General features: G+C 68.8%; 13 protein-coding genes and 1 pseudogene. 13 read left to right on the top strand and 1 reads right to left on the bottom strand.

The window, feature by feature from the left end; all coding sequences use genetic code 11:
* Positions 1-90 precede the first annotated feature (90 nt).
* The 3 genes from HMPREF2716_RS22445 to HMPREF2716_RS22435 are packed head-to-tail and all read left to right on the top strand — an operon-like array spanning position 91 to position 3,638.
* Positions 91-966, top strand: coding sequence for a M24 family metallopeptidase (locus HMPREF2716_RS22445; RefSeq protein ID WP_003091703.1), 876 nt, complete (start codon positions 91-93; stop codon positions 964-966).
* Complete coding sequence (locus tag HMPREF2716_RS22440; protein WP_070622010.1) at positions 963-2,741, top strand: SDR family oxidoreductase; 1,779 nt, start codon at positions 963-965, stop codon at positions 2,739-2,741. The genes HMPREF2716_RS22445 and HMPREF2716_RS22440 overlap by 4 nt, the downstream gene beginning before the upstream one ends.
* A 9-nt stretch (positions 2,742-2,750) precedes the next feature.
* The gene (locus HMPREF2716_RS22435; protein WP_003117578.1) at positions 2,751-3,638 is read left to right on the top strand and encodes a metal-dependent hydrolase; all 888 of its coding nucleotides are present in this window, start codon (positions 2,751-2,753) and stop codon (positions 3,636-3,638) included.
* A gap of 342 nt (positions 3,639-3,980) precedes the next feature.
* Here the strand turns inward: HMPREF2716_RS22435 and HMPREF2716_RS22430 are convergent, their stop codons facing one another.
* The gene (locus HMPREF2716_RS22430) at positions 3,981-4,586 is read right to left on the bottom strand and encodes an ATP-dependent Clp protease proteolytic subunit (RefSeq protein WP_003091706.1); all 606 of its coding nucleotides are present in this window, start codon (positions 4,584-4,586) and stop codon (positions 3,981-3,983) included.
* Between the two features lie 481 nt (positions 4,587-5,067).
* Between HMPREF2716_RS22430 and HMPREF2716_RS22425 the strand changes: the two genes are divergently transcribed.
* The 10 genes and pseudogenes from HMPREF2716_RS22425 (at position 5,068) to HMPREF2716_RS22380 (ending at position 20,577) form a co-directional block, all read left to right on the top strand.
* Positions 5,068-12,126: an amino acid adenylation domain-containing protein gene (locus tag HMPREF2716_RS22425; protein ID WP_070622009.1), complete on the top strand. Its 7,059-nt coding sequence runs from the start codon at positions 5,068-5,070 to the stop codon at positions 12,124-12,126.
* Positions 12,123-13,289 (top strand): FAD-dependent oxidoreductase, encoded by a 1,167-nt coding sequence (locus HMPREF2716_RS22420; RefSeq protein WP_003091709.1) that lies wholly within the window; start codon positions 12,123-12,125, stop codon positions 13,287-13,289. Before HMPREF2716_RS22425 ends, HMPREF2716_RS22420 begins: the two co-directional genes overlap by 4 nt.
* A pseudogene (locus HMPREF2716_RS22415) lies at positions 13,286-14,613 on the top strand (condensation domain-containing protein). Before HMPREF2716_RS22420 ends, HMPREF2716_RS22415 begins: the two are co-directional and overlap by 4 nt.
* A gap of 1 nt (position 14,614) precedes the next feature.
* Positions 14,615-15,529, top strand: a complete 915-nt coding sequence (locus HMPREF2716_RS22410; protein WP_003106196.1) for an SDR family NAD(P)-dependent oxidoreductase — start codon at positions 14,615-14,617, stop codon at positions 15,527-15,529.
* Positions 15,522-16,778 (top strand): cytochrome P450 family protein, encoded by a 1,257-nt coding sequence (locus HMPREF2716_RS22405; RefSeq protein WP_023517854.1) that lies wholly within the window; start codon positions 15,522-15,524, stop codon positions 16,776-16,778. Before HMPREF2716_RS22410 ends, HMPREF2716_RS22405 begins: the two co-directional genes overlap by 8 nt.
* Positions 16,775-17,200, top strand: coding sequence for a nuclear transport factor 2 family protein (locus HMPREF2716_RS22400; RefSeq protein WP_003091711.1), 426 nt, complete (start codon positions 16,775-16,777; stop codon positions 17,198-17,200). Before HMPREF2716_RS22405 ends, HMPREF2716_RS22400 begins: the two co-directional genes overlap by 4 nt.
* Before the next feature lie 3 nt (positions 17,201-17,203).
* Positions 17,204-18,196: a beta-ketoacyl-ACP synthase III gene (locus HMPREF2716_RS22395; protein WP_003091712.1), complete on the top strand. Its 993-nt coding sequence runs from the start codon at positions 17,204-17,206 to the stop codon at positions 18,194-18,196.
* Positions 18,197-18,209: 13 nt separating this feature from the next.
* Positions 18,210-18,449 (top strand): acyl carrier protein Acp3, encoded by a 240-nt coding sequence (locus HMPREF2716_RS22390; RefSeq protein WP_003106204.1) that lies wholly within the window; start codon positions 18,210-18,212, stop codon positions 18,447-18,449.
* A gap of 117 nt (positions 18,450-18,566) precedes the next feature.
* Complete coding sequence (locus HMPREF2716_RS22385; protein WP_003119643.1) at positions 18,567-19,319, top strand: SAM-dependent methyltransferase; 753 nt, start codon at positions 18,567-18,569, stop codon at positions 19,317-19,319.
* Between the two features lie 91 nt (positions 19,320-19,410).
* Positions 19,411-20,577, top strand: a complete 1,167-nt coding sequence (locus tag HMPREF2716_RS22380) for an MFS transporter (protein ID WP_003106206.1) — start codon at positions 19,411-19,413, stop codon at positions 20,575-20,577.
* Positions 20,578-20,580 lie beyond the last annotated feature (3 nt).

The following is a 20,580-nucleotide window of genomic DNA, read 5'->3' as shown; positions in this document are numbered from 1 at the left end:
CCAGGGCTGGCGCAACGCCTGCTTATGGGCCAGCATCAACCATGACATCAATCAATGTCACAATAACGACAAGCCAGCCTGGAGAGAGCCATGTCCCAAGGCGCCTGGGTACCCACTCCCGACGATCTCGATCACTTCCGCCAGGTCCAGCGACTGGCCTATACCTGCTGCGAAACCATCCACGGCGAACTGCGCGCCGGCATCAGCGAGAGGGAAGCCGCGGCGCTGATGAAGACCTGGCTGCAGGATCATGGCGTCGACGACTGGTTCCACCAGCCCTTCGCCTGGTTCGGCAGCCGCACCTCGTTCAAGGGCTTCGACGGCCTGCGTCATCTCGGTGGCTTCAACCTGGCCTTCTACCCCGGCAAGCAGCGCCTGGAGGAAGGCATGCCGTTCATCCTCGACTGCGCGCCGACCCTCGGCGCCTATACCGCCGATGTCGGCTACTCCGGCGCACTAGGCCACAACCTGTTGCAGGAGCGGCTGATGGACGACCTGCTGATACACCGACGCACCATCCTTGACCTGGTCCGCGAACGGCGCCCCCTGGCCGAAGTCAGCCAGGCGGTCGACCGGCTCTGCGTGATCCAGGGCACCCTGCCACGGCACAAGGCCTATCCCTTCGAAGTGCTCGCCCATCGCGTGGAAAAGCTCGGCAACCGCCGCGGTCCCTCGGTGGCGCGCTTCGGCGTGCGCAACCTGTACACCCTGACGCGCAACGCGCTGGTCACCGGCAAGCGCGAAGGCTGGTCGCCGCTGTGGTCCAGCGGCAAGCGCTCCGAGCACCCGCCGACGCCCGGTCTCTGGGCGGTGGAACCGCACCTGGGGCTACGCGGGGTGGGCGCCAAGTTCGAAGAACTGCTGGTGGTCACCGAAGACGACGCCTACTGGCTCGACGACGACCTGCCGCACGTCCGCCGCTGGCAGGCGCGCGGACTGCTGCCGCAAGCACGGGAGGCCGCATGAACGCGCTCCTCGCCCTCCCCGACCTGCAGCCGGAACGCCTGTTCGTGCAATCCGGCGACGTGCGCCTGGCGGTTCATTGCTGGGGCGCGCCGGACAACGGCAAGCCGACGCTGCTGATGGTGCATGGCTACCCGGACAACCACGAGACCTGGCTGCCGCTGATCCGCCAACTGGCCGGGCGCTACCGCATCGTCGCCTACGACGTGCGTGGCGCCGGCGCTTCGGACAAGCCACGCTGGAGCCGCGACTACCACCTGCAGCGGCTCAGCGAAGACCTGCAGGCGGTGATCCGCGCCACCAGCCCGGACCGCCCGGTACACCTGCTGGCCCATGACTGGGGCTCGATCCAGACCTGGGAAAGCGTCACCGATCCGCAGTGCCGACCGCTGATCGCGTCCTATACCTCGATCTCCGGGCCCTGCCTGGACCATGTCGGTTTCTGGATGCGCGAACACCTCAGGCAGCGCAGTCCGAAGGCCCTGAAAGCGGTATTCGGCCAGTTGCTCCACTCCTGGTACATCGCCTTCTTCCATACCCCCGTCGTACCCGAGCTGCTCTGGAGCGCCGGCCTGGCCCGGCTCTGGCCGCAGTTCCTGAAGCACGCCGAAGGCGTCCGCCATCCGCAGGTCAACCCGACCCAGGCCAGCGACGGCCGGCACGGGGTCAAGCTGTACCGCGGCAACTTCATCCGCAGCCTGTTCCGTCCGCGCAAGCGCCACACCGAAGTGCCGGTGCAACTGATCGTACCGACCCGCGACCGTTACGTCGGCGCCCAGCTGTTCCAGCACCTCAGCCTGTGGGCGCCACGCCTGTGGCGGCGCGAGGCGAGCGTCGGCCATTGGCAACTGCTGGCCGAGCCGGAGCAACTAGCCGGCTGGCTCGGCGAGTTCATCGACGCCCAGGAAACCGGCGAGTCGCCGCCGGCCCTGCAACGCGCCCAGGTCCGGCCCGACGCGCGCTCGATGAGCGGCAAGCTGGTGGTGGTCACCGGCGCCGGCGGCGGCATCGGCCGTTCGACCCTGCTCAGCTTCGCCGAGCGCGGCGCCAGCCTGCTCGCCGCCGATCTCGATCTGGAAGCCGCCGAACGCAGCGCCGAACTGGCCCGCGCCCTTGGCGCCACGGCCCATGTCTACCAGGTCGACGTCGGCGATACCCAGGCCATGGAGACCTTCGCCGAGTGGGTGCGCGACACCCTCGGAGTCCCGGATGTGGTAGTCAGCAATGCCGGCATCGGCATGGCCGGACCGATGCTCGACACCTCGCCCGCGGAATGGGAGCGCCTGCTGCGGGTCAACCTGTGGAGCGTGATCGACGGCTGCCGCCTGTTCGGCCGGCAGATGATCGCGGCGAACAAGCCGGGGCACCTGGTCAATGTCGCCTCCGGCGTGGCCTTCGCGCCGTCGCGCAACTACCCCGCCTACGCCACCAGCAAGGCCGCGGTACTGATGCTCAGCGAATGCCTGCGGGCGGAACTGGCCGGACGTTCGATCGGAGTCACCGCGGTGTGCCCGGGCTTCGTCGATACCGGCATTGTCCAGGCCACCCGCTTCGTCGGCATGGACGCCGAACGCCAGGCGCAGCGCCAGGCGAAGATCCAGCGCTTCTACAAGCGACGCCGGCTCAGCCCGGACACCGTCGGGGAAAAGCTGGTGCGCGCCGTGGAGCGCAACAAGGCGGTGGTCTCGGTGGGCAGCGAGGTGCACCTCGGCGCCCTGCAATGGCGCTTCGCGCCCTGGGCCACGCGGTTTCTCGCGCGCTTCGACCTGACTTCCTGAGAGCCTGCCATGAGCGAATTCCACCACAAGCTGGTCCAGCGCAAGGTCCGCTTCGACTTCAGCGATACCCCCCTGCACTGGGTTCCCGGCGAAGCGGAAGCGTCCCAGGTGATGAACGTCCTGCACATGCTCCTGCCTTCCGGCGAACTGTGGTTCTGCCGCCTCTACAACAAGGCCCTGCCGCTGGTTAGCGACGCCCGCCTGCGCGACGACGTGCAGGGTTTCATCCGCCAGGAAGCGATGCATTCGCGGGCCCACGACGGCGCGATCCAGCGCTACCTGAGCAGGTTCGACATCGACTCCAAGCCGTTCACCGACAAGATGGATTTCCTTTTCGAACGCCTGCTCTGCGACTACCCGCTGGGGCAGAACCGCCTGACCCGCGCCCTCGACGGCTGGTGGCTGCGCCAGCGCTGCGCGATCATCGCCGCGGTGGAGCATTTCACCTGCGTGCTCGGCAAGTGGGTGCTGGAGGCCCGGGAGCTGGATCGCCGCGGCAGCGACCCGGTGATGCTCGACCTGCTGCGCTGGCACGGCGCCGAGGAAGTAGAGCACCGCAGCGTCGCCCACGACCTGCACATGCATCTGGGCGGCAGCTTCGTCACCCGGCAACTGACCATGCTGTTGGTCATCGCGATACTGGTCTACCTGCTCGCCGACGGCACCCGCACCCTCCTCGACCAGGACCCGAGCCTGCGCGGCGCCAAGCGCCAGGGATTCCTACGAACCTGGTGGCGGCTCGGCAAGCAGGGCCTGCTGCCGAACCTCGCGCGCACCTTCCGCGACGTCGCCCGTTACTTCAATCCCTGGTACCACCCCGAGCACGAGGCGAATACCCAGGAAGCCCTGGAATACCTGGCCAACTCGCCGGCGGCCCGGCGCGCGGCGAACGCCTGAAAACAATTCACTGGAAATACCGGCAAGCGCCGCGGAAGCTGGAACTTTCCCGGCGCTTGTCCATTGTTACGTCAGGGCGAGTCAAACAAGGCCGGCAGACGGAAGGTAATTTCCGTAAGCCTGAAAAATGTCGCTCGATAGAATGATTGAAAATAACGGGCGCGCGACGTGAGACTTTGCAAAAGCCTGCCATTCTTGCTGATGGCATTTTGAAAGCAAGCAAAATAAAAGTAAGAAAAGTTACCCTATCGATCGGAAATTAAAGAAAGAAAAACGAGCGAGAAGAGAGTCGGGAAATACGCTCTTCGCGCCCGCCTTCGTATTTATCCGGCCTGCGGAAACTCACTGGCCAGGCAGCGTGATCTCCCGTTCCGAAACGATGATCTTGTTGACCAGGCCGTACTGCACGGCCTCCTCCGCGTTCAGCCAGAAGTCGCGCTCGGTGTCGGCACTGATCTTTTCCGGCGTCTGCCCGGTGGCTTCGGCGAAGATCCGGTCGAGGCGTTCCTTCATCCGCACGATCTCGCGGCGGTAGATCTCGATGTTGCTCGCCGGCCCCTGGATGCCACCCGACGGCTGGTGCAGGAGGAAGCGGGTATTGGGCAGCGAATAGCGGTTTTCCTTGTCCGCCGCGGCATAGATCAGCGCGCCGGCGCTGGCAACGCTGCCGGAACCGATCATGATGACCTTCGGTGTGATGAAGCGGATCGCGTCGAAGATCATGTCGCCGGATTCGACGTGGCCACCCGGGGAATTGACGAACATGTAGATCGGATCGTCGCTGATCGAGGCGAGGATGTGCAGCTGCTGGACGACGTCCTTGGCCATCTTCTCGTCGACCCCGCCGGTGACGAACACCTTCCTGACCTTGAGCGCGTACTCCATCAGCTTGGCGCCGATGGCGCCGTGGGAGTCGCCGCCTTCGCGGTCCTTGTCATCGGTTTTCATGCAACCTCCTGGAACTGTTGGTAATCCATCCGGCAAACCTTTCAGGGCATGCGTTCGTTGTTCGCCAGGGCGCGGATATATATCCGTTAATGCGCCTCTTCCGAGCGGCCCATTATGCATCAGCCAGACACTTTCGAAAGGCTTGCGTCAACTTCGAAAAGACCGGCGAAGGTAATCTCGTGAAGCATAGCCATGCAGGGCCGCGACGCACGTTTCCCGGAACCTAACAGATTTGTAAGTTGCCTCGTAAATACCTACCAGAATTAACAGTTAACAACGCGATTACCCTGCAAGAATTAACAGCTATTTCTTCGAGCCTGCCAAAAGTAATAGTACACCCCGCTCTTGCTTCGGGTGCCGCCGCTTCCCTGCTAACCACGCTGGCTACGGCGCGCTGAAACGTCGACGGGTGGAACCTGTCCGGCGAGGCGTGCGGTGCCCGTGTTCGCCGAATCGATGGATTGTTGAAGAGGACGCAGGGATGGTTCGTTTCGCTCGCTTGCCGCTATCGCCCTACCAACGGGACATCTGGGTCGCCGCCGCGCAGTTTCCGGAACTCGACCAGTACACCATCTTCAGCTACGACCGCTTCACCGGCGAGGTCGATACCCAGGCCCTGGAACGGGCGCTGCTGCAGGCGGCGCGAGACACCGAGGCGTTCCGCCTGCGCCTCGGCGAGACGGACGGTACGCCGTACCAGTGGCTGGACACGGATGCCGAGTTCGAGGCGCGCCACGTCGACCTGCGCGCCGACCGCGACCCCGAGGCCGCCGTGCGATCCTGGCTGCGCGACGCCTTCCGCCACGCCTACCCGCTGGACGGCCGCAGCCTGGTGGACCTGGCCCTGCTGCATAGCGACCAGGCGCTCTACGTCTACGTGCGCACCCACCATATCGTCAGCGACGCCTGGGGCCTGCAGCTATTCCTCAGCCGGGTGCGCGCCGGCTACCTGGGCGAGCTAGGCGAGCCACAGGCGCAGATGCCGACGGCTTCCCTCCTGGCGCAGCTCGAGACCGACGACTACTCCGGTTCGGAACAGTACCGCGGCGACCGCGCCTATTTCGCCGAGGCCCTGGAGGGCCTGGAGCCGGCCCTCTTCACCCGCAGGCGCCCGGCCGGGCTGCGCCGCACCGCGCGCCACAGGCTGACGCTGGAACGCACACTGCTCGATGCGATCCGCGATCGTGGCGAATCGCCCTTCCTGTTCCTCTCCGCCGCCGTGGCGCTGTACCTGGCGCGGATCCACCAGAACGACGACGTGGTCCTCGGCGTACCGGTGCTGAACCGCGCCGACCGCGTGGCCAAGCAAGTGGTCGGGCACTTCGCCAATCCCCTGCCGCTACGCATCCGCACCGCGCCGGAACAGACCGTCGACGAATTCCTGGCGCAGTTGCGCGAGGCGACCCGGACGCTGCTGCGCCACCAGAAGATGCCCCTCGGCGACCTGTTGCGCGGCGCCTCGCCACTGTTCGACACCACCCTTTCCTACATGCGCTGGCCCGCCGCCCAGGCGATCCCGAACGCCAGCGTCGAGACCGTGGCGCAAACCCACGCCCATGACCCGGACGCGCTGGCCATCTGGGTCTCCGAGTTCGACGGGCACAGCGACGCGCAGGTGGATTTCGAATACGCCTGCGATGTGTTCGACGCCGACTTCCCCATGGACGCCGCGGCGCGGCATATCAAAACCTTCCTGCGCGCCCTGGTGGAGGGCGGCGAGCGCCGCCTCGGCGAACTCGATCCGCTGTCGGCCGACGAGCGCGAGGAACTGATCCACACCCGCAACGCCACCGACCAGGTATTCCCCGAGCAGGCTACCCTGCCCACGCTGTTCGCCGAGCAGGTGGCGCGCACCCCGCAACGCACCGCGCTGCTGGAAGCCGACGGCGGCACGCTCAGCTATGCCGAGCTGGACGCCAAGGTCCAGGCCGTGGCCGACGCCCTGCGCGCAGCGGGTGTGAGGACCGACGAGCGGGTAGCGCTACTGGTCGCCCGCGGTCCCCACCTGCTGCCGGCGATCCTCGGCGTGCAGCGCGCCGGCGGCGCCTATGTGCCGATCAATCCCGACCATCCCCTGGAGCGCGTCCGCCTGCTGCTGGAAGACTGCGGCGCCCGCGTGGTGCTGGTGGACGAACGCGCGGCGACACTCGGCGAGAGCCTCGGCGAGACGCGCGTGCTGCACCTCGAACGCCTGCCGCAGAGCACCGGCGACCTGCCGGCGGCCAACGTGGCGCCCGGCGACCTGGCCTATGTCATCTATACCTCCGGTTCGACCGGCATGCCCAAGGGCGTCATGGTCGAGCACCGCTCGGTGGTCAACCGCCTGAACTGGATGCAGCGTCGTTATCCGATCGGCGAACGCGACGTGCTTCTGCAAAAGACTCCGGTGACGTTCGACGTATCCGTCTGGGAGCTGTTCTGGTGGAGCTTCACCGGCGCCCGCCTGTCGCTGTTGCCGCCCGGCGCCGAGAAGGACCCGCGGGAAATGCTGCGGAGCATCCAGCGCGACGCGGTCACGGTCATCCACTTCGTGCCGTCGATGCTGACGCCGTTCCTCGACCTGCTCGACGGCGACCCGACCGCCCGCGCGGCGGCAAGCTCGCTGCGCCTGGTGTTCTGCAGCGGCGAAGCCCTCGCGCCGTTGCAGGTCACGCGCTTCCGCCGGCTGTTCGGCGACGCCGTGCGACTGGTCAACCTGTACGGACCGACCGAGGCCACCGTCGACGTGTCCGACCATGAATGCGCCAGCGACAACCCCACGCGGGTCCCGATCGGCCGGCCGATCGACAACCTGCGCCTGTACGTCCTCGACCGCGCGCTCAGGCCGCAGCCCCTCGGCGCCGTCGGCGAGCTATATATAGGAGGCGTCGGCGTCGCCCGCGGCTACCTGAACCGGCCGGAGTTGAACGCCGAGCGCTTCCTCGCCGACCCCTTCGTCGCCGGCGGCCGTCTCTACCGTACCGGCGACCTGGCCCGCTGGCTGGCCGACGGCAACCTCGAATACCTCGGCCGCGCCGACGACCAGGTGAAGATCCGCGGCAACCGGGTCGAACCCGACGAAGTACGCGACCGCCTCGCCGCGCTTCCCGGCGTACGCGACGCCGCGGTCGTGGCACGCGATTCGGCGGTACGCGGCACGCACCTGGTCGGCTACTACGTGGCTGCGGCGGAACTCGACCCCGGTCAATTGCGCGCCGGACTTTCGGCGACGCTGCCGGACTTCATGCTGCCAGCCTTCTTCGTGCGCATCGACAGCCTCCCGCTCAGCGCCAACGGCAAGCTCGACCGCCGGCAACTGCCGGCACCGCCGGAACAGGTGGCGGCGGTTGCGCCGCGCACGGCGACCGAGGCCGAACTGGCGGCGGTGTGGGCCGATGTCCTCGGCGTGGCGGAGGTCGGCGTGCACGACGACTTCTACGCCCTCGGCGGCGACTCGATCCTGATGCTGCGCATCCGCGCCGCCGCACAGCGGCGCGGCCTGGGCTTCGAACTCGCCGACCTGATGCGCAACCCGACGGTGGCGGGCCTCGCCGAGCGCCTGGTGCGTCCGCTCGCGGAGCGAAGCTACCAGCCCTTCGAACTGGTTTCCGAAGTCGACAAGCCGCGCCTGGAAGGGCTGGAGGACGCCTTCCCGACCAGCCGGCTGAGTCTCGGCCTGCTCTTCCATAGCCGCCAGCGCCCCGACTCGTCGGTCTACCACGACGTGTTCCACTACCGCTTCGACCTGGCCTGGGACGAAGCCGCGTTCCGCCACGCGCTGGACCGGGTGGTCGCCGCCTATCCCGCGCTGCGTTCGTCGTTCGACCTCAGCGGTGCATCCGAACCGCTGCAACTGGTGCATACCCAGGCGCGCAGCGAACCGCTGATCCTGGACCTGCGCGGCAACCCGGAGGCCGGGACGGTGCTCGACGAGCACATCCGCCAACGCCGCTTCCATCGCTATTCGCTGCAACAGCCCGGGCTATTCCTGTTCGCCGCGTTCGTCCGCGAGGACGGCCTGGACCTGGTATTCAGCTTCCACCATGCGATCCTCGACGGCTGGAGCGTGGCCAACCTGATCGTCGCGCTGGTCGCCGCCTACCGTGGCGAGCCGCTGCCGGGCCCCGCGCCGGCGCTGGCCTGCCATGTCCGCGAGGAGCTGGCCGCGCTGGCTTCGCCGGCCGCCGTGGGGTACTGGACCGGGCTGCTGGAGGGCGCGAGGATGACCCGCCTCGACGGCTTCGGCGCCCACGAGCCGCAAGCCGCGCAAGGTCCGGTCAGCCATCGCGAAGCGCTGCCGGACGGGCTGCTCGAACGACTCAAGGCCACTGCGGCGCAACGCGGACTGCCGTTGAAATCGCTGCTGCTCGCCGCCCATTGCCTGACCCTGCATCTGTTCTCCCGCAGCGACAGCGTGGTCACCGGCGCGATCAGCAACGGCCGCCCCGAACTGCCCGACGCCGACCGCATGGTCGGCCTGTTCCTGAATACCGTGCCGGTCCGCTCGGAGATTGCCGGGCATAGCTGGATCGAGGTAGCCGATGCGCTGTTCCGCCAGGAGCGCGACGGACACGCCCATCGCCGCTATCCGCTCAGCGCCATCCAGCAGATCGTCGGCGACGAACTGAGCAGCGCCTTCAACTACGTCAACCTGCATGTCCTCGAACCGCTGTGGCAACTGCGCGACTTCCGCGTCTGGGAAGAAACCAACTTCGCCCTGCTGGTCAACGTGATCGCCACGCCCAGCGACGGCATGTACCTGCGCATCGACAGCGACGGCCGCGGCATCAGCCGCAGCCAGGCCGCGCTGATCGGCGCGACCTTCGTCGAGCTCCTGTGGCGCCTCGCCGATCATCCCGACGAAGCCGCCGACTTCGCCTTCCTCGCCCCTCGCCGCGACGCCGCTTCCCAGCCCGAGCCGCTGGTCGACGTCGTCAGCCTGTTCGAACGCCAGGTCGAGGCGCTGCCGGGCAGCGCCGCGCTGGCCTTCGAGGAGCAACGCTGGACCTATCGCGACCTCGACCATGTGGCGCGCTGCGTGGCCACCCGCCTGGTCCGCGCCGGCGCGCGCCGCGGCGATGCGATCGGAGTGGCGCTGAACCGTTCGCCGGAGATGATCGCGACGATCTGGGGCATCCTGCGCGCCGGCCTGGTCTGCGTGCCGCTGGACGTCAGCTATCCCGCGCAGCGCCTGGCGCTGATCCTGGAGACCGCACAGCCGTTCCGGGTGGTCGCGCATCCCGAGCACGCCCATGTCGCCGCGGCGGAACGGGTGCTGCCGGTAGAGGAACTGGTCGCCGACATCGAGCCCGAAACCTTCGCCGCGCCGCAGCTCGACGAGCTGGCCATGCTGCTGTTCACCTCCGGTTCCACCGGGCGGCCGAAGGGCGTCGAGCTTAGCCATCGGATGTGGGCCAACTACACCCAGTGGCAATTGCGCGTCGCCAGCGGCGTACCGGGGCTGCGCACCCTGCAGTTCGCGCCGCTGAGCTTCGACATGGCCTTCCAGGAGATCTTCTCCACGCTGTGCGGCGGCGGCGAGCTGCAACTCATCTCCAACCGCGAGCGGATGGACCCCTCCGCGCTGCTGCATGTCCTCGAACGCCGCCAGGTCCAGCGCGTGCTGTTGCCCTTCGTCGCCCTGCAACGCCTCGCCGAGGCCTCCAACGCGCTGGGCGTGCGCCCCGGCGCCCTGCGCGTGGTGGTGTCCTCCGGCGAGCAGTTGCGCATCACCGAAGACGTCCGCGCGTTCTGCGCGGCGATGCCCGGGCTGCTGCTGGAGAACCAGTACGGCCCCACCGAGACGCACCAGGTCACCTACCACTCGCTGAGCGGCGACCCGGCGCACTACCCGGACCTGCCGCCGATCGGCCGGCCGCTGGACGGGGTCGAGGTGCAGGTGCTCGACGCCGCGCTGCGCCCGGTACCGGTCGGCGTTACCGGCGAGCTGTACTTCGGCGGCGACTGCCTCGCGCGCGGCTACCACCGCGCCCCCGAACTCACCGCCGAGCGCTTCGTCGAACATCCCTGGCGCCCCGGCGCCAGGCTCTACCGCACCGGCGACCTCGGGCGCATCCTCGGCAACGGCGAGATCGTCTGGCTCGGCCGCGCCGATACCCAGGTCAAGGTCCGCGGCTTCCGCATCGAGCCGGCCGAGGTCGAGCTGGCGATCATGCGCCAGGCCGAGCGCCAGCCGGGCCTGCGCGGCGCGGCGGTGGTGGCTCGCGAGCGCCAGGGCAACGATGCATTCCTCGCTGCCTTCCTGCTCGGCGAGTCCGAGGCGGTGGATCTCGCCGAACTGAAGCAGGCACTGCGCAGCGAACTGCCGGAACACATGGTGCCGGCACACTTCGCCTGGGTCGACGGCTTCGCCCTCACCCCCAGCGGCAAGCGCGACGACGCCGCCCTGCGCGCACTGCCGCTGGAGCACGGGACGAACATCGAGTACCTGGCCCCGCGCGACGACTACGAGCGCACCCTGGCCGGACTCCTCGGCGAGTTGCTGGATCGTCCCCGGGTAGGCATCCGCGACAGCTTCTTCGACCTCGGCGGCACCTCGCTCAGCGCGATGCGCTTCATGCTGCTGATCGAGAAGCGCTATGGCGTCGACCTGCCGATGGCCGCGCTGATCGAGACGCCGACCGTGGAGGGCCTGGCCGAACGCCTGCGGGAACGCTCGGCGGTGCGCGCCTTCGACCCGCTGGTACCGATCCGTGCCGGCGGCAGCCGCCCGCCGCTGTTCCTCGTCCACCCGCTCGGCGGCCACGTACTCTGCTACCTGCCGCTGGTCCGCGCACTGCCGCCGGACCAGCCGGTATATGCCCTGCAGGCGGCCGGCACCGGCCAGGGCAGTACGCCGCTGGCGGTCCTCGAGGACATCGCCGCCAGTTACCTCGCGGCGATCCGCCGGGTGCAGCCGGAAGGCCCCTATTACCTCGGCGGCTGGTCGTTCGGCGGCTTCGTCGCCTACGAGATGGCCCGGCAACTGCGCGCGCTCGACCCGCAGGCGGTCGCCCAACTGATCGTGCTCGACTCCATCACCGTCGACCGCAACCACGCCGGCAGCGCCAGCGACGAAGCCCTGCTGCTGTTCTTCTACTGGGAACTGGTTTGGTTCGAGCGCAGCGACGAGGAGGTCGAGCCGCTGCCTGAAGGCGCGAGCCTGGAGCAGAAACTCGACCACATCGTCGAACGCGCCATCGAGGCCGGCGTACTTCCCGCCGGCACCCCGCGCGCCACCGTGCAGCGGCTCTACGAGCTGTTCCGGGCGAGCTGGCAGGCACTCATCGGCTATCGCCCGGAAGTCAGCGACCAGGACATGATCCTGCTGCGCGCGGACGGCCCGCTGCCGCTGGCGCTGAAGCCGATGCACGACGCCGCCGGCACCCACTACGGCGACCCGAAGAACGGCTGGCAGCACTGGACCAGCGGCCGCCTCGATGTGATCGACGTACCCGGCGACCACCTGGTGCTGATGAAAGAACCCTATGTCGAGACGGTCGCGGCAGAGATCGCCGCGTTGCTCGAACCCTCCACCTCCAGCGAACGGACCCGCCCATGAGCAGACATCCCCTGAAGATCGTCATCGCCGGCGCCGGCATCGGCGGGCTCGCCGCGGCCGCCTGCCTGAAAGCCGCCGGCTTCGAGGTCGAACTCTACGAGCGGGCCAGGGAGCTGCGCGCGGTCGGCTCGGCGCTGTCGCTGATGCCCAACGCGCTGACCGCCCTGGAGAGGGTCGGCGTGCGCCCTGACCTTACCCGCGCCCAGGCCTTCGACTCGCTGCGGTTCCTCACCCGGCGCGGGCGACCGATCCGCGCCATCGACTTCGGCGGCCTGGCCCGTCAGCTCGGCCAGCCGAGCCTGGCGATCCACCGCGCGAGCCTGCAGCAGGCGCTGCTGGAACAGGCCCGCGACTGCCGCATCGAACTGGGCGTGAGCGCCACCGGCTACCTGCGCCACGCCGACGGCGAAGGCGTCACCGTGCTCTGCAGCGACGGCCGCGAAGTGCACGCCGACGTGCTGATCGGCGCGGACGGCTTCAACTCGGCGATCCGCGCCACCATGACCGGCCCGGAGCGTCCCACCGACTGGCACTACGTGATCTGGCGCGCCACGCCGGCGTTCCGCCATCCGAAGGTGACGCCGGGCTACGTCGCCCATTACTGGGGCCGTGGGCAGCGCTTCGGTCTCGCCGACATCGGCGAAGGCAACGTCTATTGGTGGGGCACCCGCAACATGCCGGCCGAACAGGCGAAGGACTGGCGCGGCGGCAAGGCGGGCATCCAGCGCCTCTACGCCGGCTGGGCCGACGAAGTGCAGGCGGTCATCGAGGCGACCCCGGAGGCCGACATCAGCAGCCTGCCGGCCCAGGACCGACCGTTCCTGGAGCGCTGGGGCGACGGCCCGGTGACCCTGCTCGGCGATGCCGCGCATCCGATGCTGACCAGCCTCGGCCAGGGCGCCGCCATCGCCATCGAAGACGCCGCGGTGCTGGCCCACTGCCTGGCCACCATCGACGACCCGCAAGCCGCCCTGCGCGCCTACGAGAACCGCCGTCGCGACCGCGCCAGGGCGATGGTCGAGACCTCGCGGGCGCTGAGCCGCATCGAGCAGTTGGAGCATCCGCTGCGCACCGTCGCCCGCGATCTCTACTTCCGCTTCGCTCCGGAGCGAACCTTCGCCCGGCAGAACGAACTGGCACTGACCTTCCCAGGAGTCGAATGATGGCCGAGATACGACGCCCGCTGTCCGCGGTGGAACGCTGGTACTGGCTCAGCGACCAGTTCTCCGCGCTGAACGTGATTTCCCGGGTGCGGGTCCATGGCCGGTTGTCCATCGACGACCTGCGCCGCGGCCTCGACGCGCTGCAGGCGCGGCATCCGCTGCTGCGCGCGCGGATCGAGCACGATGCCGGGCTCGATCCGCGCTGGGTGCCCTGCGAGCGGCCCATCCCGCTGCGCGAGGTGCGCGGCGGCGGCGAGGAGCAATGGCTGCGGGAAATCAACGAGCGCGAATTGCCGGAACGCATCGATCCGGACAGCGGGCCACTGATCCGTACCGTGGCGATCGCCACCGACGCCGGCGCCCACGACCTGCTGGTCGTGGTACCGCACATCATCGCCGACGGCACTACCGTGCTGACCCTCGCCGAACAATGGCTGACCCTGGCCGCCGACCCCGCCGCGCAACCCTGGACCGCCAGCGCCCTGCCGCCGGCGGAGGATCTGCGTCCGCGCCGCTTCACCGGCGACGAAGGCGCGGCGCGCCTGGCCGAGCAGACCGCCCAGGACGAAGCGCTGGTCGGTCGCCACCGCCCGGGCCGGATCGAGCCGAGCAACCCAGTGCCGCTGGAAGCGCGGCGTACCCGCCTGCTACACCGGGAGCTGGACGGCGCGCAGCTGGAACAGCTGCAACGACGCGCCCGCGAACACGGCACCACGGTACACGGCGCGCTGACCGCGGCGCTGGCCATCGCCGCCGGCCACGACCACCAGCGCCGCCCTAGCCACATCGCCATCGGCTCGCCGATCGACTTCCGCGACGAACTGGAGCCGCCGGTGCGCCCCGACGAAGTAGGCACCTACGTCGCCACGGTACCGGTGGTGCTGGACATCGCCCGGCCGTTCTGGGAGGTCGCCCGCGCGCTCACCGACGACCTCGGCGAACGCCGTCGCCAGGGCCATCATTTCAACCTGGTCACCCTGGTCGCCAGCGCTGCGCCGCGCTGCATGGCCGACGCGCGGCCATTCATGGCCTTCATGGAAGCCGAAGGGCCGATCAACCTGTGCTCCTCCAACATCGGTCGCTATCCGTTCCCCGAGCGGATCGGCGCCTTGCGCCTCTCCGACGCGCAGTTCCTCACCGGCATCTCGGTGAACGGCTACTTCGTGGCCGCCATCAACTCCAGCCATGGCCGGCTGTTCTGGAACTTCACCTATATCGACGAAGCGGTCCCCGGCGAACGCGCCGAACGCCTGGCCGAAGATTGCCTGGGCACCCTGCTGTCGGCGATCCACGCCCCCAACGATCCGCCCTCGAGGAGCAATGACATGTTATTCACCAGCAAACCTCTCTCGCCCCAGGGCCGCCACGTACTGATCACCGGCGCCTCCAGCGGCCTCGGCCGGGAAACCGCGCTGCACCTGGCCGAACAGGGTTTCCAGGTGATCGCCGGGGTGCGCCGCCAGGAGGATGGCGAGCGCCTGGCGAACGCCTGCCCGTCCGGCCGGATCAGCACGCTGCTGATCGATGTCACCGACGAGGAATCCATTGGCCGGGCCGCCGCGCAGGTGGCGGAGAAAGTCGGCGATACCGGGCTCTGGGGCCTGGTGAACAACGCCGGGATCTGCATTTCCGCGCCGCTGGAATGCGTCTCCAGCGACCTGCTGCGGCGCCAGCTGGAAGTCAACCTGATCGGCCAGCTCGCGGTGACCCGGGCGATCCTGCCGCTGCTGCGCCGTGGCGGCGCGGCGCGCCTGGTGAACGTCACCTCGGGCCTCGGCTCGGTCGCCATTCCCTACCTGGGCGCCTACTCCGCCGCGCAGTTCGCCAAGGAGGGAGTGAGCGACGCCCTGCGCCGCGAGCTGGCACCCATGGGCATCCAGGTCTCGGTGGTCAGCCCCGGGGCGATCTGGACGCCGATCTGGGGCAAGATCGCCAGCGAGGGCGAGCGCGCCCTGGCCGACGCCCCCGACGCCGTCGCCGACCTCTATCGCGATACCTACCTGCGCTTCCTCCAGGCCAACGAGGACGGCGCGCGCAACAGCGCGACCAAGCCCGCCGATGTCGCCGCCGCGGTGCATGCCGCGCTCACCGCGGCCAAGCCGCGGACCCGCTACCGGGTCGGCGCCGACGTGCGCCGCGGTACCCTGCTGGCGCGGCTGCTGCCCGATAGCGTGATCGACGGGATGTTCCGCCCCATCGTCACCGCCGCCCCGGCGGCGAAGGAGGAGCAACGTGCCTGATCGCAAACTGAGACTGGGCGAGGAACTGATCTCGCCACTGCACGCGCTCTACGACGGCCTGCAGGTGGACGGCGCGCCGCGTCCCGCGCATCGCGCCGCCGAGCATCCGGTGTGGGTGGTGACGCGCTACCGCGACGCGCGCAAGGTCCTCAACCATCCGGGCGTCCGCCGCGACGCCCGGCAGGCCGCCGAACTCTACGCGAAGCGTACCGGCAGCCCGCGCGCGGGGATCGGCGAGGGACTCAGCCACCACATGCTCAACCTCGACCCGCCGGACCATACCCGCCTGCGCTCGCTGGTTGGCCGCGCGTTCACCCCGCGCCAGGTGGAGCGCCTGCAACCGCATATAGAACGGATCACCGAGGCATTGCTGGACGCCATGGCCGGCCGCGAACAGGCCGACCTGATGGCCGACTTCGCGATCCCGCTGACCATCGCGGTGATCTTCGAGCTGCTGGGCATTCCCGAGGCCGAGCGCGAACACGCCCGCCAGTCCTGGGAGCGCCAGGCGGAACTGCTGTCGCCGGAGGAGGCCCAGGCCCTGGCCGATGCGCAGGTCGACTACCTGCGCGTGCTGCTCGAGGCCAAGCGCCGGCAGCCGGCCGACGACGTCTACAGCGGGCTGGTGCAGGCCGCCGACGAGAGCGGCCAGTTGAGCGAAGCGGAACTCGTCTCCATGGCCCACCTGCTGATGATGAGCGGCTTCGAGACCACCATGAACATGATCGGCAACGCGCTGGTCACCCTGCTGGTCAACCCGGAGCAACTGGCGTTGCTGCGGGCGCAGCCGGAACTCCTGCCCAACGCCATGGAAGAACTGGTCCGCCACGACAGTCCGGTGCGCGCCTCGATGTTGCGCTTCACCGTGGAAGACGTGGAACTGGACGGGGTCACCATTCCCGCCGGCGAATACATCCTGGTCTCCAACCTGACCGCCAACCACGACGCCGAGCGCTTCGACGATCCCGACCACCTCGACCTCACCCGCAACACCGATGGCCATCTCGGCTACGGCTTCGGCGTGCACTACTGCGTCGGCGCCTCGCTGGCCCGGCTGGAGGGGCGGATCGCCATCCAGCGCCTGCTCGCGCGCTTCCCCGACCTCCAGTTGGCGGTCCCCCACGCGGAGCTGCAGTGGCTGCCGATCACCTTCCTCCGCGCCCTGATCAGCGTGCCGGTGCGCACCGGATGCAGCGCCCCGGCGAACACCGCCTCCCACGCCAACCCGATCGAGAGGATCGCCCAATGAATGCCAAGGAAATTCTTGTCCACAGCCTGCGCCTCCTGGAAAACGGCGATGCCCGTGGCTGGTGCGACCTGTTCCATCCGGAAGGCGTACTCGAATTCCCCTACGCCCCGCCGGGCTGGAAGACCCGCTTCGAGGGCCGCGAAACCATCTGGGCGCACATGCGCCTGTTTCCCGAGCACCTGACCGTGCGCTTCACCGACGTGCAGTTCTACGAGACCGCCGACCCCGACCTGGCCATCGGCGAATTCCATGGCGACGGCGTGGCCACCGTTTCCGGCGGCAAGCTGGCGCAGGACTACATCTCGGTGCTGCGCACCCGCGACGGACAGATCCTGCTCTACCGCGACTTCTGGAATCCGCTGCGGCACCTCGAGGCCCTGGGCGGGGTCGAGGCCGCCGCCAAGATCGTCCAGGGAGCCTGAGCCATGCCGCGCGCCGCCGTGGTCTGCGGCCTGGGCAGCTACCTGCCCGAGGCCGTGCTCAGCAACGACATGCTCGCCGCCGAGCTGGACACTTCCGACGCCTGGATCAGCAGCCGCACCGGCGTGCGCCAGCGGCATATCGCCGGCGACCTCGGCAGCGGCGACCTGGCCCTGCGGGCGGCCTCCGCCGCGCTCGCCTCGGCGGGGCTGGAGCGAGTCGATGCGGTGGTGCTGGCAACCAGCACCGGCGACTTCTGCTGCCCGGCCACCGCGCCCAGGGTCGCGGCGCGCCTGGGGTTGGTCGGCGCGCTCGCGTTCGACCTGTCCGCCGCCTGCACCGGCTTCGTCTACGGCCTGGCCAGCGTCGGCTCGCTGATCAGCGCCGGGCTGGCGGACAGCGCGCTGCTGGTCGGGGTGGACACTTTCAGCCATACCCTCGACCCCGCCGATCGCTCGACCCGCGCACTGTTCGGCGACGGCGCCGGAGCGGTGGTGCTGCGTGCCGGCGATGCCGAGGAAGAAGGCGCGCTGCTGGCCTTCGACCTCGGCAGCGACGGCCACCAGTTCGACCTGCTGATGACCCCCGCCGTCAGTCGCGCCGAACGCAGTTCCGGACAGGCCTCCAACTACTTCCGGATGGACGGCAAGGCAGTGTTCGGCCAGGCGGTGACGCAGATGAGCGACTCGGTGCGGCGGGTGCTCGACCGGGTCGGCTGGCAAGCTTCGGACCTCCATCACCTGGTCCCGCACCAGGCCAACACACGCATTCTCGCGGCGGTCGCCGACCAGCTCGACCTTCCCGTCGAGCGAGTGGTGAGCAACATCGCCGAGGTGGGCAATACCGTCGCCGCCTCGATTCCCCTGGCCCTGGCCCACGGCCTGCGCCAAGGCATCCTGCGCGACGGCGGCAACATGGTCCTCACCGGTTTCGGTGCCGGACTGACCTGGGGTTCGGTCGCCCTGCGCTGGCCGAAGATCGTTCCGACAATGGACTGAAGAGGGAAGAACAATGCCCAACGACATGGAAGACCATCTCCTCACCGTGCTCAGCGTCGCCAGCGGCGTGCCGAAGGAGGAAATCAGCCGGGACAGCAGGATGGAAGACCTGGCTTTCGATTCGCTGGTGGTCAGCGAGCTGTCGCTGAAGCTGCGCAAGGAGTTCGGCGTCACCGGGGTCGACGACGAACTCGACCTGCTGGAAACGGTGGACGAACTGTTCCAGCTGGTCGAGAAGCACCGCGCCGCCTGAGGCCAGCGAACGCCGGCGTTCCGTCACTTCTCTGCCAGGCGAAGGCGGTGCCGGGACATGGGAACGCGCATCGCCTTCGATCAACCAACACCAGAGCGAGATTCGCTGGAGGAAGAGGTGAGTCAGAACATGGATCTCACGATCGGGACGCATCGGGAGTCGGCTTTCTACGAGCTGGAGTTCGGACCGAGGACGATAATGACCCTGGCCAACTTTCCGGACGACGTGCTGCCGTTGTTGCAAATGGAAAGCCTGATGACCTTCGAGGCGATGGCCTACCTGCGCTGCGACGCACTGGTCGAGCTAGGCTGCTACGACGGCCGGGCGCTGGAAATCGCGCGCCTGCTCAATGCCCGCTATCTCGGCGTCGACCTCGACCAGCGGGCGATCGAGACGCTGCGCACGCGGATCGAGCGCGAGGGCATGAGCGATCGCGCGGACACGGTGGTCGACGACATCCTCAACCACACCAGGCGCGGTGCCTCGGTCGGCTCGCGCGCGCTGTACCTGCTGCCGTTCAACCTGCTGGGCAACTTCCGCGAGCCGAAACGGCTGCTCGACTCCCTCGCCGAGCGCAGCGTGGCGGCGGTGGTCTCGGTGTTCGGCGACAGCGCCGAGGCCACCCGCGTCCGCCAGAGCTACTACCGCCGTTGCGGGGTGCAGGGCCTGGAGTTGCACACGCGGGACGACGGCACCGTGTTCACCGGCAGCGACGGCTTCTACTCGCGCTCGTATTCACGCGCCTGCCTCCACGCCCTGCTCGCCGAGTGCGGGCTGACCGTGGTGCGCAGCGCTTCGAACCTGTTCGCCCACTGCGTGACGGTGCTGCCCGAAGGCGCCGACCAGGGCTTCGGTTCGTCGGCGGCATGAGTCACCGTCGTGCATTCATCGCGCGGCCACGGCACGGGCAGGTCGCCGTGGCTCGCTTCATCGTCGTCTGAACCGCTCGGGAGCTGGAAACATGCCTTTGATTGTCTACGTGCTCGGTGCCGCGATCTTCGCCCTGACCACCAGCGAATACATGGTCGCCGGGCTGATGCCGGCGCTGGCCGCCGAATTCGGCGTGTCCTTCGCCGCGATCGGCTACCTGGTCACCTTCTACGCCGGTGCGATGGCCGTCGGCGGCCCGCTGTTGACCACCGCCCTGCTCCGCGTGCCGCGCAAGAACGCCCTGCTCGGCCTGATCGCGCTGTTCGTGGTCGGCCAGGTCATCGGCGCCCTGGCGCCGGGCTATGCGGTGATGGTCGCGGCGCGACTGGTCACCGCGGTCGCCGCCGCGGCCTTCTTCGGCGTGGCGCTGACCGCCTGCGCCGAACTGGTCGAAGGCAACCAGTTCGGCCGCGCGTCGTCGCTGGTGCTCGGTGGCCTGATGGTCGGCACCGTGCTCGGCCTGCCCGTCGCCACCTGGCTGGGCGAATGGTACGGCTGGCGCGCGAGCTTCTTCGCGGTGGCGCTGGTGGCGGTGCTGGTCGGCCTGCTGGTGTTGCAGCTGATGCCGGCGATCCCGGGGTCGGCGGGCAGCGGCTCGCTGCGCGAGGAACTGAAGGTGTTCAGGAACGCCCATCTATGGTGGGTCTACGCCACCAGCCTGCTGCTGATCGGCGCCACCTTCGCCGGCTTCACCTATTTCGTGCCGATCCTCACCGAGGTCAGCGGCTTCTCCGCCTCGACCGTACCGCTGCTGCTGGTGGTCTACGGCCTGGCGACGCTGGTGGGCAACAACATCGTCGGCCGCCTGGCCGACCGCCATACCATAGCGGTCCTGGCCTTCGGCCTGCTGGCGGCCATCGCCGCGATGGTGGCCTTCGCCCTGTTCGGACAGGTTCCGGCGGTGGCGGTGGCGGCGCTGGTGGTGATCGGCCTGACCGGGGTGTCGATGAACCCGGCGCTGGTGACCCGCGGCGCACGGGTCGGCCATAACAACATGCTGGTCAACTCGGTGCACACTGCCTGCATCATGCTCGGCGTGATGGCCGGTTCCTGGATCGGCGGCCTGGGCATCGCCGGCGGATTCGGCCTGCAGGGCGCGCTCTGGGTCGGCGCGGCCCTCGGAGTACTGGCGCTGCTGACCCTGCTGCCGGAGCTGCGCTTCGCCCGCGCCCCGGTAGGCGGGGCGCTGGGCCGCTGAGCA

The organism is Pseudomonas sp. HMSC076A11, from assembly GCF_001810205.1.
GTDB classification, from domain to species: Bacteria; Pseudomonadota; Gammaproteobacteria; order Pseudomonadales; family Pseudomonadaceae; genus Pseudomonas; species Pseudomonas aeruginosa.
This window is presented reverse-complemented; position numbering and strand designations above follow the sequence as displayed.

What these genes read in the sequence shown, in the direction of transcription:
- HMPREF2716_RS22445 (WP_003091703.1), top strand. Translation starts at nt 91, where the DNA reads ATGTCCCAAGGCGCCTGGGTACCCACTCCCGACGATCTCGATCACTTC.
- HMPREF2716_RS22440 (WP_070622010.1), top strand. Translation starts at nt 963, where the DNA reads ATGAACGCGCTCCTCGCCCTCCCCGACCTGCAGCCGGAACGCCTGTTC.
- HMPREF2716_RS22435 (WP_003117578.1), top strand. Translation starts at nt 2,751, where the DNA reads ATGAGCGAATTCCACCACAAGCTGGTCCAGCGCAAGGTCCGCTTCGAC.
- HMPREF2716_RS22430 (WP_003091706.1), bottom strand. Translation starts at nt 4,586, where the DNA reads ATGAAAACCGATGACAAGGACCGCGAAGGCGGCGACTCCCACGGCGCC.
- HMPREF2716_RS22425 (WP_070622009.1), top strand. Translation starts at nt 5,068, where the DNA reads ATGGTTCGTTTCGCTCGCTTGCCGCTATCGCCCTACCAACGGGACATC.
- HMPREF2716_RS22420 (WP_003091709.1), top strand. Translation starts at nt 12,123, where the DNA reads ATGAGCAGACATCCCCTGAAGATCGTCATCGCCGGCGCCGGCATCGGC.
- HMPREF2716_RS22410 (WP_003106196.1), top strand. Translation starts at nt 14,615, where the DNA reads ATGTTATTCACCAGCAAACCTCTCTCGCCCCAGGGCCGCCACGTACTG.
- HMPREF2716_RS22400 (WP_003091711.1), top strand. Translation starts at nt 16,775, where the DNA reads ATGAATGCCAAGGAAATTCTTGTCCACAGCCTGCGCCTCCTGGAAAAC.
- HMPREF2716_RS22395 (WP_003091712.1), top strand. Translation starts at nt 17,204, where the DNA reads ATGCCGCGCGCCGCCGTGGTCTGCGGCCTGGGCAGCTACCTGCCCGAG.
- HMPREF2716_RS22390 (WP_003106204.1), top strand. Translation starts at nt 18,210, where the DNA reads ATGCCCAACGACATGGAAGACCATCTCCTCACCGTGCTCAGCGTCGCC.
- HMPREF2716_RS22380 (WP_003106206.1), top strand. Translation starts at nt 19,411, where the DNA reads ATGCCTTTGATTGTCTACGTGCTCGGTGCCGCGATCTTCGCCCTGACC.